The organism is Pseudomonas sp. R3-41, assembly GCF_054161485.1.
Genome location: NZ_CP096421.1, coordinates 5,115,245 through 5,129,606, shown reverse-complemented (window position 1 = coordinate 5,129,606; position 14,362 = coordinate 5,115,245). Strand labels below are relative to the sequence as shown.

Here is a 14,362-nt window from a genome sequence, read left to right as displayed (position 1 = left end):
TTCGGCAATTTAGCGTGACCTGCGAGTCATAACGCGCATCTTCACTGTATTGTATTGACCGGGAAGATGGCGCCTGGCCCTTATCAGGACCAGTGATAGCCCTTTACACTTCCCGTTTGTCGGCGCCCCTCGATTCCTTGCGAGCGGTGGTATTGGGCTGTTTTTGATTGGGAAGCCGTAATGATTGGCATAAAAAGCATTGCGAGCTACGTTCCTGTAGCCGGCGTGGACAATTACGCACAAGGTGCGAAGTTTGAAAAGGATGAAGAGTTCATCCTTGGCAAGATCGGTTCCGCCTTCTTGCCACGCAAGGATGACAGTCAGGAAACCTCGGATCTGTGTGTCGAAGCGGCCAATGCGCTGTTTGCCAATAATCCCGATCTAAAGCGCGAATCCATCGATGTACTGATCGTCGTCACCCAGAACGGCGATGAAGAAGGCTTGCCCCACACCGCGGCCATCGTCCAGGACAAGCTCGGTTTGCCCACTAGCGTGGCGGCGTTCGATATTTCCCTGGGCTGCTCGGGTTATGTCTACGGCATCTATGCCATCAAAGGTTTCATGGAAGCCGCCGGCCTGAAGAATGGCCTGTTGGTGACCGCCGACCCATACTCGAAGATCGTCGATCCGGAAGACCGCAACACCACGATGCTGTTCGGCGATGCCGCCACGGCGACGTGGATGGGCGAGGATGCGCCGTGGCAACTGGGCAAGGCCAAGTTTGGCACTGACGGTTCCGGTGCGCCGCACCTGAAGGTCAGCGATGGTGTGTTCTTCATGAACGGTCGCCAGGTGTTCAACTTCGCGTTGCTCAAGGTGCCGGCTCATTTGCATGAGCTGCTGGCCGAGTCTGACCTGCAGGCCAGCGATATCGATGCGTTCTGTATTCACCAAGGCAGCGCGGCGATTGTCGATGCCGTGGCGCGGCGTTTCGAAGGCGAGCCGGAGAAGTTCATCAAGGACATGGTTGAGACCGGAAACACGGTGTCGTCGAGCATTCCGCTGCTGTTGGAGAAGCACGTGCTCGATTCCGACTGGAAACGGGTGGCGTTGAGTGGCTTCGGCGTAGGTCTGTCATGGGGCTCGGCGATCATCTATCGCCCGTGAGCCGATAAAACCCGAGCACAAAAAATAGCGTCCAAGGTGTAACCTTGAACGCTATTTTTTTGCCTGACGCGAAAGCGAGACACCATGAGCGAGTTCTTTGAGCGCAATCTCCAGATTATCCAGCAGCGGTGGCCGGCCGTGGCCGAGCGCTTGTCAATGGAGGATGTTGCTGGCTTGCAAGCCGATCTGGTGGAGGGGCTTGGGTCGACCCTGAGCGTCAACGGTATCCAACTGACCAGTCGCCACGATCGCCTCGCCGAGGCCGACCTGCAAGCCGCCAGCGTGGCGCCGGACGCCTCCATTGTGCATGTCTATGGCACCGGGCTGGGCGATCTGCAGAATCGTTTGCTGGAGCGGGCAGGGCTTGAGCGGTTGTCGGTGCATATCCTCAACGGCGCGGTGTTCGCCCTGGTGCTGCAGGTGCTGGACCAATCGCCCTGGCTTGCCGACCCGAGGGTGGTGTTGCGCTATGCCGGCGATCTGGCGGAAATCCAATTGCCATTTTTTGCGCTCCCCGCCGAGTTGGTGCTGGCCGATGATTACAACGCCAAGATTCGTGATCGGTTGATCAGCGAAATTCATCTGGACTTCACCAACCAGGCGTTTGACCCCCGGTCCCCCGAGATTGTCGAGCGCCTGCAATCGACGTTAAGTCTTGTGCAGGAAGATCGTGACGTTTCCGAGCTGTTCGGCTCCTTGGACGGGCGTGAGGCGTTCGTCATTGCCACCGGTCCCAGTCTTGAGCGGCACTTCGAGAAATTGCGTCACCTGAGCAACCAAACCGAGCGACCATTGTTGATTTGTGTCGATACGGCTTACCGACCGTTGATCGATCATGGCGTTGCCCCGGATATCGTGGTCAGCATCGACCAGCGTATTTCGGCACGTCATCTTCCGCCTGAAGACACCGACGGCATTGCCCTGGTCTATCTGCCGATGGCCGACCCCTTGGTGATCGGAGCGTGGCGGGGAGCGCGTTATGCCGGCTACTCCTCGAGCCCTGTCTACCGTCAGATGCGGGCGCAGCTGCGCCGCGCCGAACTCCATGTAGGCGGCAGCGTGATTCATCCGGCCGTCGACCTGGCGGTGAAAATGGGCGCTGTACAGGTCACGCTCTTCGGTGCCGATTTTGCCTTTCCCCATGACAAGACTCATGCAGGTTGGGGCGACGGTGATTTGGGCCCGCAACTGGGCGCGTCCCGGCATTGGGTGCTCGATGGGTATGGCCGGCGAGTCAAGACCCAACTCAACTTCCGCAGCTACCTCTGTGAGCTGGAACGTTTTATTGCCGGGCACCCCCAGGTGCGGTTCCTCAACAGCAGTCGGGACGGGGCGATGATCGTCGGCACCGATTTCCATCCGGAGTATGCGCAATGACTACGCTTGATGAGGCAATCAATGATGCCCGTGAATGCGCGCGCCTGTTTCGTCTCGGCAGGGACGTTGAGGCGGGTTTGGCGATGGTCGCGCTGGTTGAATCGACTCAGCCCTTGGTTGAACGGATGCCAGGCGATGTCACCACATCATGGAATGGGCTGCTTGCCTTGATGTTCGATGACCAGCAGGCGCAGAACTGGATCTCCCTGGCCGATTACCTTGAGTACGAATGGGTCCAACTGTTGACCGCTGGTCAGGCTATCTAGCTCTCTTGGGCTACGTTCATCACTGGGTATTGCCTTCAACGACGCCAGCGGCGTTTCCCTGACGCCATTTTTCTACCCTTGAATCGCAGCCAAGTCCTTGATTTACGAGGGGTGGCACCCTGATGGCAAAATTTTTGAAAAATCTGCTAAAGCAAGTTCCGATTACGACGATAACTATTACGAAGGTTCTCTAGGCCACACCCGGCGGTTGCCAGGGCCGGAAGCCGCAGTACCCAACCAACGAGGAATTCGTCATGGCTTTAACAGTAAACACTAACGTCACATCGTTGAACGTTCAGAAGAACCTGAACAAGGCTTCCGATGCTCTGTCCACTTCGATGACCCGCCTGTCGTCCGGCCTGAAAATCAACAGCGCCAAAGACGACGCCGCTGGCCTGCAGATCGCTACCCGTATGACTTCGCAAATCCGCGGTCAGACTGTTGCGATCAAGAACGCCAACGATGGTATCTCCATCGCTCAGACCGCTGAAGGCGCTCTGCAGGAATCCACCAACATTCTGCAGCGTATGCGTGAACTGGCTGTACAGGCACGAAACGACTCCAACGGTACTGCTGACCGTGACGCTCTGAACAAAGAATTTGCTCAGATGTCGGACGAACTGACCCGTATCGCTGATTCGACCAACCTGAACGGCAAGAACCTGATCGACGGTTCCGCTGGCACCATGACCTTCCAGGTCGGCTCCAACACCGGTGCTACCAACCAGATCACTCTGACCCTGGACAGCGGCTTCGACGCTGCAACTTTGAGTGTTGACTCGGCAACCATCAGCATCGTTGGTTCCGATAGCACTGACTCAGAAGCCAAAACCTCGGCGGCAATCGATGCAATCGATGCTGCTCTGGCAACCATCAACTCCAGCCGTGCAGACCTCGGTGCCGCACAAAACCGTCTGACCAGCACCATCTCCAACCTGCAGAACGTCAATGAAAACGCCAGTGCTGCACTGGGTCGTGTACAAGACACCGACTTTGCTGCTGAAACTGCCCAGCTGACCAAGCAGCAGACTCTGCAACAGGCTTCCACTTCGGTTCTGGCCCAGGCCAACCAACTGCCATCCGCTGTACTGAAGCTGCTTCAGTAATAGCCGGATGAGTTTTAGCGGGGGAGTGCGCTTGCGTATTCTCTCGCTTTTTCCGTTCAAGAGGTGATGGACATGGATATGAGCGTGAAGCTGAACTTGTCTTATCCAGCTGCGAAGCCGGCGACGACATTTGCCGACAAGCCAGTGGAGAAGCCTCGAACCGATGCTGCCACCGTGGTACCGGTCAAGGATGAGCCAAAAGACGCTGCGGCCGAGCAAGAGAAACTGAAGAGGGCGGTTCAGGAAATTGAAACCTTCGTTCAGTCGGTCAAGCGCAACCTGGAGTTCTCAATCGATGAGCCTTCAGGCAAAGTAGTTGTCAAAGTGATTGCCAGTGGTTCCGGTGAAGTGATTCGCCAGATCCCTAATGAAGAAGTGCTTAAACTGGCGAACAGTTTGAATGATGCAAGCAGCCTGTTGTTCAGCGCACAAGCCTGATAGCTGGCACGAATTTTGTTGTTTGGTTATTTTGAGCGGTTGTAAAGGTCAAAAGGCCGGCGACACACTGAAGGGAGTCCCACATGGCAAGTCCAATTCTACCTGGCTTGGGTTTAGGCTCTGGCCTTGATACCGGTGCTATCGTCAAGGCATTGGTGGATTCTGACAAAGCAGCCAAGCAAGGTCAGATTGACCGCGCCACCAAGACCAATACGGCCAATATTTCGGGGATCGGCACCCTGAAGTCGCTGCTGGATACCTTTCAATCGGCGCTGAAAAGTCTGGGCAGCACGACCACGCCCCAATTTACTGGGGTCGCCGCGACTTCGGCCAACACCAGTGCATTGACGGTGACGGCCGGCAACTCGGCGGTTAGTGGTATTTACACGGTAAACGTCACTCAACTGGCAACTTCTTCGAAAGTTGCGACGGCTGCTTTCGCAGGCGGTGCTTCCAGCGCAGTGGAGACCGGTACGCTGACTATCAGCCAGGGCGGCACGGATTACACCCTTGATATCCCTGCTGACTCAACGCTGCAGTCGGTTCGGGACGCTATCAATAGCAAATACTCCTCCAGTGGCCTGGCCGCCAACATCGTGACCGACAGTTTCGGTTCGCGTCTTGTGGTGGGATCGACTAAGACCGGTGCGGGCAACGATATTTCCCTCAGCGGCATTGCCAGCCTCGCAGCTGACGGCTCCGTAGCCATGGCCTCATCACCTACCGCGACTTCTTCGGGTTCGCTGGGGTTTGCCAAGGACGCTATTTTTACTGTTGATGGCTTGGCAATGACCAGCCCGACCAACAAGCTGGATAACGTGGTCTCCGGCTTGAGTATGACGTTGCTCGTTGAGGATACCGGCCCAACAACCGTCACTGTTGCCGCTAACACCGACGGCCTGAAAGCTTCGATCCAGAAATTTGTCGACGCCTATAACGCCATCGCGAAGGCTGTGACTTCGTTGACCAGGCCATCGACAGACGCTGAGGGTAACTCGGTTCCGGCAGCATTGACCGGCGACTCGTTGCCTCGCTCGCTTTTGGCGGCCATTCGCGCGCCTTTGTCCGAAACCGGTGCTGGCGATAAGCTGACCGTATTGTCCCAGTTGGGGATTACGACCAACCAAACGACTGGCGCCCTGGATTTTGACAGTACAAAGTTCGCAACAGCCGTGAACGAAAAACAGTTAGGTGGCGAAATCCAGACCCTGTTCACTGGCGAGAACGGCCTGATCGAGCGCATGCAGAATGCACTCAATCCCTACACGGAGACCAGCAAGAAGGACTCCAATGGGAAGACCGTCGATAACATCCTGACGGCGCGCTCCAAGAATCTTGAAATTCTCAAGGCGAAACTGAGCGAGGACCAGTTGGCCCTGGATCGTCGCGTTGAAACCCTCACCGCCGTACTGACCAAAAAGTACAACGACATGGACACCCTGGTCGGCAGGCTGAAAGCCACCGCCAGCAACATCACCTCCATGTTCGAAGCGATGACGGCACAGCAGAAAAACAGCTGATCTTCGACTGATGCAAAAAGCCCGGCAACGTTTTGACAACGTTCCGGGCTTTCGGCTTTTTCGACCTAAAGTTTTTTGACGCAGCGTCGATACGCTGTTTATACGAACCGAAGTTTTTGATGAGGTAGAACATGAATCCGATGTTAGCCCTTCGCCAATACCAGAAGATTGGCGCCCAGGCGCAAACCTCCGAAGCAAGTCCCCATCGTCTGGTGCAGATGCTCATGGAAGGTGGATTGGACCGTATCGCCCAGGCCAAGGGCGCGATGGAACGCAAGGACATCGCCAACAAAGGCGTACTGATCAGCAAGGCCATCGGCATCGTCGGCGGCCTGCGTGAAGGCTTGGATCTGGAAAACCAGGCCGAGTCGGTAGCCGAGTTGGACGCTCTCTACACCTACATGATGAAACGCCTGGCCGAAGCCAACGCCAAGACCGATCCGAAGATCCTCGACGAAGTCGCCGATCTGCTCCGCACGGTCAAGGAAGGCTGGGACGGCATCGCGCCAGCTGGTCCGCAATTCTAAGGAGTGCTCTCATGAGTCTTGTCCTGCAGCGAATCGAACAAACCCGCGACGCCTTGGTCGATGCCTTGGCCGAGCGTAACTGGGAGGCCATCGGTCAATTGGACCTGGCCTGCCGTTCCTGCATGGAAGACGTCTTGGGTGAGCCTCAGGTGGACGAGGCGGCGTTGCGAATCAATCTGGAGGAATTGCTGGGGGTGTATCGGCAATTGCTGGAGGCGGCGACGGGAGAGCGTCAGGCGATCGTCGATGAGATGCAGCAGATCCATCAAGCACAGAACGCTGCAAAGGTTTACCATCTGTTCGGTTAATGCTCAGTTAATCCGAATCCGTTGCGCCATAAATTTGACTGTGCACGGTTTTTTGACTTAACTAGTAACTGTTTACAGATTTAAGGCGTCTACAGGCATAACAAGTCTGCAAGCGTCTAGCTTGCCCCCTAATTTTTGGGCATTGGGTTGACTAGGGAAGTTGCTATTGCATGTGGCGTGAAACCAAAATTCTCCTGATCGATGACGATAGCGTCCGCCGCCGCGACCTGGCGGTGATCCTGAATTTTCTTGGCGAAGAAAATTTACCCTGCGGAAGCCATGACTGGCAGCAGGCTGTCGGCTCATTGTCGTCCAGTCGTGAAGTCATTTGTGTCCTTATCGGGACCGTAAATGCTCCCGCAACGCTTTTGGGCTTGCTAAAGACACTCTCAACCTGGGATGAGTTCCTTCCGGTTTTGTTAATGGGCGAAAATTCTTCCCTTGACTTGCCTGAGGACCAGCGTCGCCGGGTGCTTTCCACCCTCGAAATGCCGCCCAGCTACAGCAAGCTGCTTGATTCGCTGCATCGCGCGCAGGTTTATCGTGAGATGTACGATCAGGCCCGCGAGCGCGGTCGGCATCGCGAACCCAACCTGTTCCGCAGCCTCGTTGGCACCAGCCGGGCGATCCAGCATGTGCGCCAGATGATGCAGCAGGTCGCCGACACCGACGCCAGCGTACTGATCCTGGGCGAGTCCGGTACCGGCAAGGAAGTGGTTGCGCGTAACCTGCACTATCACTCCAAGCGCCGCGAAGCGCCGTTCGTGCCGGTCAACTGTGGCGCGATCCCGGCCGAGTTGCTGGAGAGCGAACTGTTTGGTCATGAGAAGGGCGCCTTCACCGGCGCAATCACCAGCCGCGCCGGGCGTTTCGAACTGGCCAACGGCGGCACGCTGTTTCTCGACGAAATCGGCGACATGCCGCTGCCGATGCAGGTCAAGCTGTTGCGCGTCCTGCAGGAACGCACCTTCGAGCGTGTGGGCAGCAACAAGACCCAGAGCGTCGATGTGCGCATCATCGCCGCCACGCACAAGAACCTTGAGAGCATGATCGAGGTCGGCAGTTTCCGCGAAGATCTCTATTACCGCCTCAACGTTTTCCCGATCGAGATGGCGCCACTGCGTGAGCGTGTCGAAGACATCCCGTTGCTGATGAACGAGCTGATTTCGCGCATGGAGCACGAAAAGCGCGGTTCGATCCGCTTCAACTCGGCGGCGATCATGTCCCTGTGCCGCCATGGCTGGCCGGGCAACGTTCGTGAGTTGGCCAACCTGGTGGAGCGCATGGCGATCATGCACCCGTACGGGGTGATCGGCGTGAACGAACTGCCGAAGAAATTCCGCTACGTCGACGACGAAGACGAGCAAATGGTCGACAGCCTGCGCAGCGACTTGGAGGAGCGGGTGGCGATCAACGGCCACACGCCGGACTTCACCGCCAATGCCTTGTTGCCGCCCGAAGGCTTGGACCTCAAGGATTACCTGGGAGGCCTTGAACAAGGGCTGATCCAGCAGGCCTTGGACGATGCCAACGGCATCGTGGCCCGCGCGGCGGAACGCCTGCGCATCCGCCGTACCACCCTGGTGGAGAAGATGCGCAAGTACGGCATGAGCCGTCGCGAAGGAGATGAACAGGCGGATGATTGACGCCTGTTTTCCAACCGCCTGATTTTCAGGCGGTTTTTTTTTCGGCACGGGTATTGCTATAGCCCTCGCAACGTTCCGTTTAACTGACGGTCAGCCAAGCGAGAGAGCACGATGACCCAAGCCGCCCAGATGTCGCCTGTCCCCGAGCCGGGACACCTGTCGTCCGCCGAACAGGCGAGCCGGCTTGGACTTGAGCAGGCATTTTCGCTGTTCAACCAGATGTCCAGCCAACTGACGGATTCCTACAGCCTGCTCGAAGCCCGGGTCACCGAACTCAAGGGTGAGCTGGCCGTGGTCAGCGCCCAGCGCATGCAGGAGCTGGCGGAAAAGGAACGCCTGGCCAATCGGCTGCAAAACCTCCTCGACCTCTTGCCGGGTGGCGTCATCGTCATCGATGCCCACGGTTTCGTGCGCGAAGCCAACCCAGCGGCCTGCGAATTGCTCGGCCTGCCGTTGGAAGGCGAGCTGTGGCGGCACGTTATCGCCCGCTGCTTTGCGCCCCGGGAAGACGATGGCCATGAAGTGTCCCTCAAGGACGGTCGGCGCCTGTCCATCTCGACGCGCTCGCTGGATGCCGAGCCTGGACAGTTGGTACTGCTCAACGACTTGACTGAAACCCGTCACCTGCAAGACCAATTGGCGCGGCATGAGCGCCTGTCTTCCCTGGGGCGGATGGTGGCCTCGCTGGCCCACCAGATTCGTACCCCGCTTTCCGCCGCGCTGCTTTACGCCAGTCATCTGACCGAGCAGCAATTGCCAGTGGAAACCCAGCAACGCTTTGCTGGGCGCTTGAAAGAGCGCCTGCACGAGCTGGAACACCAAGTGCGCGACATGCTGGTGTTCGCCCGCGGCGAGCTGCCGTTGACTGACCGCGTCAGCCCCAAGGCCTTGCTGCAATCGCTGCAAGCCGCGGCATTGACCCATGTGCAGCAATTGCCGATCCGCTGGCAGTGCGACAGCCACGTCGGCGAAGTATTGTGCAACCGCGACACCTTGGTGGGCGCGGTGTTGAACCTCATCGAAAACGCGATTCAGGCCAGCGGTGGCGACGCCCGGCTGAAAGTGCACTTATACACACGAGACAACACCTTGCGCCTGTCGGTCAGCGACAACGGCAGCGGTATCGAGCCGGCCGTGCTGGCGCGCCTGGGCGAGCCATTCTTTACCACCAAGACCACCGGTACTGGCCTGGGCCTGACCGTGGTCAAGGCCGTGGCCCGTGCTCACCAGGGCGAATTGCAGCTGCGCTCGCGGCTGGGCCGTGGCACCTGCGCAACGGTGTGCTTGCCGCTGTTTTCCAACGCGCCGGGGGTGGAGTGAACACAATGGCGATCAAGGTGTTGCTGGTTGAGGATGATCGGGCCCTGCGCGAGGCGCTGGCCGATACGCTGGTGCTGGCCGGGCACGATTACGCCGCCGTCGGTTCGGCGGAAGAAGCGCTGTTGGCGGTCGGCCGGGAAGCGTTCAGCCTGGTGGTCAGTGACGTCAACATGCCGGGCATGGATGGTCATCAGTTGCTTGGCCTGTTGCGCGCCCGTCAGCCGCAACTGCCGGTCTTGCTGATGACGGCTCACGGGGCCGTCGAGCGAGCGGTGGATGCCATGCGCCAGGGCGCGGCGGATTACCTGGTCAAGCCGTTCGAGCCAAAGGCGCTGCTGGACCTGGTCGCACGTCATGCCTTGGGCAGTCTGGCGGTGGAGGGCGAAGGCCCGGTGGCCATCGAACCGGCCAGCGCGCAGCTGCTGGAATTGGCCGCGCGGGTGGCTCGCAGCGATTCGACGGTGCTGATTTCCGGCGAATCCGGTACGGGCAAGGAAGTACTGGCCCGCTACATCCATCAACAATCCCGGCGTGCCGGGGAACCGTTTATCGCCATCAATTGCGCGGCGATTCCTGACAACATGCTCGAGGCGACGCTGTTCGGCCACGAAAAAGGCTCGTTCACTGGCGCCATTGCCGCCCAGGCCGGCAAGTTCGAGCAGGCCGACGGTGGCACGATCTTGCTCGATGAGATTTCCGAAATGCCCTTGGGCCTGCAAGCCAAGCTGTTGCGGGTATTGCAGGAGCGGGAAGTGGAGCGGGTCGGTGCCCGCAAGCCCATCAGCCTGGACATCCGCGTGGTGGCGACCACCAACCGCGACCTGGCCGGCGAAGTGGCGGCGGGGCGTTTCCGTGAAGACCTCTATTACCGCCTGTCGGTATTTCCGCTGGCTTGGCGTCCGTTGCGCGAGCGCACCGCCGATATCCTGCCGCTGGCCGAGCGCCTGCTGAACAAGCACGTCAATAAAATGAAGCACGCGGCGGCGCGGCTTTCAGCCGAAGCCCGGGCCTGTCTGGTTGCCTACCCGTGGCCGGGCAATGTCCGAGAGCTGGATAACGCCATTCAGCGGGCCCTGATCCTGCAGCAAGGCGGTTTGATCCAGCCGGAGGATTTCTGCCTGGCCGGGCCGGTGGCCTGTGCGCCATTGCCAGCCTTGACGCCGGCACCGGCAGCAGCCCCGGATGTCGAGGGCGACTCGGTTGGTGCTTTGGAAGACGACCTGCGACGCCGTGAGTTCCAGATGATCATCGATACCCTGCGCGCCGAACGCGGTCGTCGCAAGGAGGCGGCCGAACGCCTGGGCATCAGCCCGCGCACCCTGCGCTACAAGCTGGCGCAAATGCGCGACGCCGGCATGGATGTCGAGGCTTATCTGTTCGCCAGTTGAATGATGTGCACCGAATATCCCTTGTGGGAGCGGGCTTGCTCGCGAAAGCGCTTTATCAGTCACCGTTGCATTGACTGAACCACCGCCTTCGCGAGCAAGCCCGCTCCCACATGCATTTGTTTTTTGCGGCCATGGAGCTGGCACCCTTGTTGCTAATACCTACGTACCCGCTGAGTAAGTGTCAAAAAAACGCGGGCCGCCAGAGAGAGTAGACCATGAGCCAAGGTATTGAATTTAATCGGTTGATGCTGGACATGCGGGCCATGCAAATGGACGCCATGGCCCAGCCTAAATCGGTCGCGGTCCCCCAGGTGGGTGGCAGCAGCTTTTCCGACATGCTCGGTCAGGCCGTCAATAAAGTGAACGATACCCAGCAGGCTTCGAACCAGTTGGCCAGTGCTTTCGAGATTGGCAAAAGTGGCGTCGACCTGACGGACGTAATGATCTCCTCGCAGAAAGCCAGTGTCTCGTTTCAGGCGCTGACCCAGGTTCGCAACAAACTGGTTCAGGCCTACCAAGACATCATGCAGATGCCGGTTTAAGGAAATTATTGAGTCATGGCAGAAGCAGCCGTTGATAACGTTCCAGCCAAGGCCACTCCGGTAGACGGCAAACCGCCGTTGTTCGGTCTGTCCTTCCTGGAAAATCTCTCCGAGATGACCATGCTGCGTCAGGTCGGCCTGTTGGTCGGCCTGGCTGCCAGCGTGGCGATTGGTTTCGCCGTGGTGTTGTGGTCCCAGCAGCCAGACTACCGTCCGTTGTACGGTAGCCTGGAGGGCATGGATGCCAAGCAAGTCATGGAGACCCTGGCTTCTGCCGACATTCCTTACACCGTCGAACCCAACTCTGGCGCCTTGCTGGTCAAGGCCGACGATGTCGCGCGTGCGCGCCTCAAGCTCGCCGCCGCTGGCGTGACGCCGACCGATGGCAACATCGGTTTCGAGATCCTCGACAAGGACCAGGGCCTGGGCACCAGCCAGTTCATGGAAGCGACCCGTTATCGTCGCGGCCTGGAAGGTGAGCTGGCACGGACCATCTCCAGCCTGAACAACGTCAAGGGCGCCCGTGTGCACCTGGCGATTCCGAAAAGTTCGGTGTTCGTGCGCGATGAGCGCAAGCCGAGCGCTTCGGTATTGGTCGAATTGTATTCCGGCCGCTCCCTTGAGCCAGGCCAGGTCGTTGCCATTATCAATCTGGTGGCGACCAGCGTACCCGAGCTGAGCAAGTCGCAGATCACTGTGGTCGACCAGAAGGGCAACCTGCTGTCCGACCAGGCGGAAAATTCCGAACTGACCATGGCCGGCAAGCAATACGACTACAGCCGTCGCATGGAAGGCATGTTCACCCAGCGGGTACATAACATTCTGCAACCTATCCTGGGCAATGGTCGCTACAAGGCCGAAGTCTCCGCGGATGTGGATTTCAGCGCCGTCGAATCGACTTCCGAGCAGTTCAACCCGGATCAACCGGCGTTGCGCAGCGAGCAGTCGGTGAACGAGCAGCGTACCGCCAGCAATGGCCCGCAGGGCGTGCCCGGTGCCTTGAGCAACCAGCCGCCGTCGCCGGCCAGCGCGCCGCAAACCACCGGTGGTGCTACGGCGGCCGCCGGCATGGTGCAGCCAGGCCAGCCGCTGATCGATGCCAATGGCCAGCAAATCATGGATCCGGCCACCGGCCAGCCGATGCTCGCGCCGTACCCGGCCGACAAGCGCCAGCAATCGACCAAGAACTTCGAGCTCGACCGTTCCATCAGCCACACCAAGCAGCAGCAGGGCCGTTTGAATCGCCTGTCGGTCGCCGTGGTGGTGGACGACCAGGTCAAGGTCAACCCGGCCAACGGCGAAACCAGCCGTGCGCCGTGGACCGCCGACGAATTGGCGCGCTTCACTCGCCTGGTGCAGGACGCGGTCGGTTTCGACGCCAGCCGTGGCGACAGCGTCAGTGTGATCAACGTGCCGTTCTCCCTGGAGCGCGGTGAAGAAATCGCCGACATTCCGTTTTATTCGCAACCCTGGTTCTGGGATGTGGTCAAGCAAGTATTGGGTGTGTTGTTCATCCTGATACTGGTCTTCGGTGTGTTGCGTCCGGTGCTGAACAACATCACTGGTGGCGGCAAGAACAAGCAGTTGGCAGGCTTGGGCGATGTCGAGCTGGGAGGCATGGGCGGCCTGGATGGCGAATTGGCCAACGATCGCGTCAGCCTCGGCGGGCCGCAGAGCATCCTGCTGCCAAGCCCGAGCGAAGGCTACGACGCTCAGTTGAACGCCATCAAGAGTCTGGTGGCAGAAGACCCGGGTCGTGTGGCCCAGGTCGTGAAAGAGTGGATTAACGCAGATGAGTGATAATCGAGCCGCTGTTGCCAAATTGTCCCGGGTCGACAAAGCCGCGATCCTGCTGCTGTCCCTGGGTTCGACCGACGCCGCCCAAGTGCTGCGTCACATGGGCCCCAAAGAGGTCCAGCGCGTGGGCGTGGCCATGGCGCAAATGGGCAACGTGCACCGTGAGCAGGTCGAGCAGGTGATGAGCGAATTCGTCGACATCGTCGGCGATCAGACCAGCCTGGGCGTCGGTTCCGACGACTACGTGCGCAAGATGCTCACCCAGGCACTGGGCGAGGACAAGGCCAACGGCCTCATCGACCGGATCCTGTTGGGTGGCAACACCAGCGGCCTGGACAGCCTCAAGTGGATGGAGCCGCGGGCGGTTGCCGACGTGATCCGTTACGAGCACCCACAGATCCAGGCGATCGTGGTGGCTTACCTCGACCCCGACCAGGCTGGTGAAGTGCTCGGCAACTTCGATCACAAGGTGCGCCTGGACATCATCCTGCGGGTGTCGTCGCTCAACACCGTGCAGCCGGCGGCCCTGAAAGAATTGAACCAGATTCTCGAGAAGCAGTTCTCGGGCAACTCCAATGCCTCGCGCACCACCTTGGGTGGCATCAAGCGCGCGGCGGACATCATGAACTTCCTCGACAGTTCGATCGAAGGTCAGTTGATGGACTCGATCCGCGAAGTCGACGAAGACCTGTCCGGTCAGATCGAAGACCTCATGTTCGTGTTCAACAACCTGTCCGATGTCGACGACCGTGGCATCCAGGCGCTGTTGCGCGAAGTGTCGTCCGACGTGCTGGTGCTGGCCCTCAAGGGTTCGGACGAAGGCGTCAAGGAAAAGATCTTCAAGAACATGTCCAAACGAGCGGCCGAACTGTTGCGCGACGACCTCGAGGCCAAGGGCCCGGTGCGCGTCAGCGACGTGGAAACCGCACAGAAGGAAATCCTCACCATCGCCCGCCGCATGGCCGAAGCCGGGGAGATTGTTCTCGGTGGCAAGGGCGGCGAAGAGATGATCTAAGGTCG

Annotated in this window: 14 protein-coding genes; all 14 read left to right on the top strand. The window is 59.1% G+C overall.

The genetic code is table 11. The features are described from left to right. The first annotated feature begins 180 nt into the window (after positions 1 to 180). Positions 181 to 1,107: a ketoacyl-ACP synthase III gene (locus M1D99_RS22025; protein WP_186704659.1), complete on the top strand. Its 927-nt coding sequence runs from the start codon at positions 181 to 183 to the stop codon at positions 1,105 to 1,107. 84 nt (positions 1,108 to 1,191) lie between these two features. Continuing rightward, positions 1,192 to 2,484, top strand: coding sequence for a motility associated factor glycosyltransferase family protein (locus M1D99_RS22020; protein ID WP_458130772.1), 1,293 nt, complete (start codon positions 1,192 to 1,194; stop codon positions 2,482 to 2,484). Next, positions 2,481 to 2,750 carry a hypothetical protein gene (locus tag M1D99_RS22015; RefSeq protein ID WP_434571673.1) on the top strand — a complete coding sequence of 90 codons (270 nt, stop codon included), beginning with the start codon at positions 2,481 to 2,483 and terminating at the stop codon, positions 2,748 to 2,750. The genes M1D99_RS22020 and M1D99_RS22015 overlap by 4 nt, the downstream gene beginning before the upstream one ends. Before the next feature lie 254 nt (positions 2,751 to 3,004). Then, positions 3,005 to 3,856 (top strand): flagellin domain-containing protein, encoded by an 852-nt coding sequence (locus M1D99_RS22010; RefSeq protein ID WP_409556442.1) that lies wholly within the window; start codon positions 3,005 to 3,007, stop codon positions 3,854 to 3,856. A gap of 72 nt (positions 3,857 to 3,928) precedes the next feature. Beyond that, entirely contained in the window at positions 3,929 to 4,294 is a 366-nt protein-coding gene (locus tag M1D99_RS22005) for a flagellar protein FlaG (RefSeq protein ID WP_079305254.1), read from the top strand. 83 nt (positions 4,295 to 4,377) lie between these two features. After that, positions 4,378 to 5,814 (top strand): flagellar filament capping protein FliD, encoded by a 1,437-nt coding sequence (fliD, locus tag M1D99_RS22000; protein WP_409556443.1) that lies wholly within the window; start codon positions 4,378 to 4,380, stop codon positions 5,812 to 5,814. A 131-nt stretch (positions 5,815 to 5,945) separates the two neighbouring features. Further along, positions 5,946 to 6,341, top strand: a complete 396-nt coding sequence (gene fliS, locus M1D99_RS21995; protein WP_030141090.1) for a flagellar export chaperone FliS — start codon at positions 5,946 to 5,948, stop codon at positions 6,339 to 6,341. Positions 6,342 to 6,352: 11 nt separating this feature from the next. Continuing rightward, a complete protein-coding gene (locus M1D99_RS21990; protein WP_063322407.1) occupies positions 6,353 to 6,649 on the top strand; it encodes a hypothetical protein in 297 nt (98 codons plus the stop codon). Positions 6,650 to 6,819: 170 nt separating this feature from the next. Beyond that, positions 6,820 to 8,295, top strand: a complete 1,476-nt coding sequence (locus tag M1D99_RS21985) for a sigma-54 dependent transcriptional regulator (RefSeq protein ID WP_003199076.1) — start codon at positions 6,820 to 6,822, stop codon at positions 8,293 to 8,295. A gap of 111 nt (positions 8,296 to 8,406) precedes the next feature. Next, complete coding sequence (locus tag M1D99_RS21980; protein WP_458130771.1) at positions 8,407 to 9,615, top strand: sensor histidine kinase; 1,209 nt, start codon at positions 8,407 to 8,409, stop codon at positions 9,613 to 9,615. Between the two features lie 5 nt (positions 9,616 to 9,620). Further along, positions 9,621 to 11,003, top strand: coding sequence for a sigma-54-dependent response regulator transcription factor FleR (fleR, locus tag M1D99_RS21975; protein WP_207966021.1), 1,383 nt, complete (start codon positions 9,621 to 9,623; stop codon positions 11,001 to 11,003). Positions 11,004 to 11,218: 215 nt separating this feature from the next. Then, positions 11,219 to 11,545 carry a flagellar hook-basal body complex protein FliE gene (fliE, locus tag M1D99_RS21970; protein ID WP_003199082.1) on the top strand — a complete coding sequence of 109 codons (327 nt, stop codon included), beginning with the start codon at positions 11,219 to 11,221 and terminating at the stop codon, positions 11,543 to 11,545. 15 nt (positions 11,546 to 11,560) lie between these two features. Beyond that, positions 11,561 to 13,345, top strand: a complete 1,785-nt coding sequence (gene fliF / locus M1D99_RS21965) for a flagellar basal-body MS-ring/collar protein FliF (RefSeq protein WP_186704666.1) — start codon at positions 11,561 to 11,563, stop codon at positions 13,343 to 13,345. Further along, complete coding sequence (gene fliG, locus M1D99_RS21960; protein ID WP_003184041.1) at positions 13,338 to 14,357, top strand: flagellar motor switch protein FliG; 1,020 nt, start codon at positions 13,338 to 13,340, stop codon at positions 14,355 to 14,357. The genes fliF and fliG overlap by 8 nt, the downstream gene beginning before the upstream one ends. The last annotated feature ends 5 nt before the right edge of the window (positions 14,358 to 14,362 follow it).